Raw genomic sequence first — 1,774 nt, forward strand, 5'->3', positions numbered from 1 at the left:
CAAAATTCCACTGAACTCAAAAACCCATAGCCCCCCTTCGATACTCCCCTCGTTTCATTCGGATCACTCCCGTCTTCGCCCATCCCGATTTTATTTGTCAACTATATGGGCTATAGGCAGGGCTACGCCGGGCAGGCAGGGGCCGGTAACCTCCGAACCTCCCCCTTCGATACAATCCTCGTTCCTCTCGGATCACTCAGGGGCCGGTAACTTCCCAACCTCCAAACCTCCAAACCTCCAAACATCCAAACATCCCAACTCCCTCTCTGCGCGAGAACCAAGCTTTTTCAATTCGCGTATATTCGCGTAATTCGCGGTTCGTCTGCTCTGCTTGTTACGACGAAGTTTCTATGAATGTGGCTGGATTCAGTGAGTAATCGTATCATTGCTGGTGCCGTATCGTATCATATAATGCGTTGCGTGATATGTAATCTGCTATATATTGATACGTAAATAGATAGGTGGATGATGGTAATTGATAAAATTAATAAGAAGATAATCGATCACGTGCTAAACAATCCTAATATGTCTTCTTCTGAGATTCACTCAGGACTGGATTTAGATATTGGGCTGGTCACTATCAAAAGGAGACTCTCAAAGTGCGTTGCCCTTGGGTTTTTACAAATAGTTGGAGTTGGTAGGGCAACAAAATATACAGTTCATCCGGGCTATAAGCTTTTCTATCCCTATGAGGTCGAAGCATATTTTCAAGAGGAAGTAGATGAAAGAATCATTCATAAACAATTCAATCTAGATCTCATCTCCAAGATTCTTCCATCAGTCGATTTAGTATCCCGCCAGGAGCGTGAAGCAATAAAATTACTTCAAGAGAAATATAAGCACAATGTTTCCAGACTCCCTGAAACAGTATATCGACAGGAATTAGATAGATTGGGTATTGATTTAAGCTGGAAATCATCTCAGATAGAAGGCAATACCTACTCACTGTTGGAAACAGAACAACTTTTAAAAGATCATTTGGAGGCGCGAGGCAAGAAAAAAGAAGAAGCCCAAATGCTGTTGAATCATAAAATAGCTCTGGACTATATCATTGAAAATTCAGATTATTTTAAGGAACTCACCGTTTCTAAAATTGAAGAGGTTCACAGGCTATTGGTTAAGGATTTGGGAATTGACCCCAATATTCGTGAAACCATGGTAGGAATCACAGGCACGAATTATCGACCTCTGGATAACAAATTTCAAATCAAAGAAGCCCTCATTGAGATGTGCCAACTGGTGAATGCTAAACAGGATGTTTTTGAGAAAACCTTGTTGGTACTAAGCCTGATTTCCTATATCCAGCCTTTTTCTGATGGAAATAAACGGACTGCCAGGCTCATCAGCAATGCCATTTTATTGAGCTGGGGTGCTTGTCCGCTTTCTTTCAGGTCAGTTGATCCCATCGATTACAAAAAAGCGTTACTCCTCTTCTATGAGCAGAATAGTCTGCAGGCGTTTAAATCTATGCTCATGGACCAATATGAGTTTGCCGTAAATACCTACTTCTAATTTTGAATTTCCCCACCAATCATCCATATAGAGGCTATGTGAAAACTTCATTGCGCCGGAACAATTGCTTGCTAATATTGACGGCCTCGCAAAAAGCGCCTCGCGCGCAGAGCGTTACATTGAGCCTGTCGAAATGACGCAAAGTGTTGATATATATGAATTTAGGCTTGTTCATTATATGTGGTTGTATTTATTGGTTTTAGGGCACATTTCATGAATTCTCAGATACTTCTAGCGGTTTCGTCAATATTAGCTTTAGTTA

Annotated in this window: 1 protein-coding gene; it reads left to right on the top strand. The window is 41.4% G+C overall.

Annotated elements, in window-relative coordinates:
* The first annotated feature begins 468 nt into the window (after window positions 1–468).
* Window positions 469–1,512: a Fic family protein gene (locus U9Q77_12670; GenBank protein MEA3288212.1), complete on the top strand. Its 1,044-nt coding sequence runs from the start codon at window positions 469–471 to the stop codon at window positions 1,510–1,512.
* The last annotated feature ends 262 nt before the right edge of the window (window positions 1,513–1,774 follow it).

The sequence above is a fragment of the Candidatus Neomarinimicrobiota bacterium genome (genome assembly GCA_034716895.1).
Taxonomy (GTDB): Bacteria; Fidelibacterota; UBA8477; order UBA8477; family JABMPR01; genus JABMPR01.

What these genes read in the sequence shown, in the direction of transcription:
- U9Q77_12670 (MEA3288212.1), top strand. Translation starts at nt 469, where the DNA reads ATGGTAATTGATAAAATTAATAAGAAGATAATCGATCACGTGCTAAAC.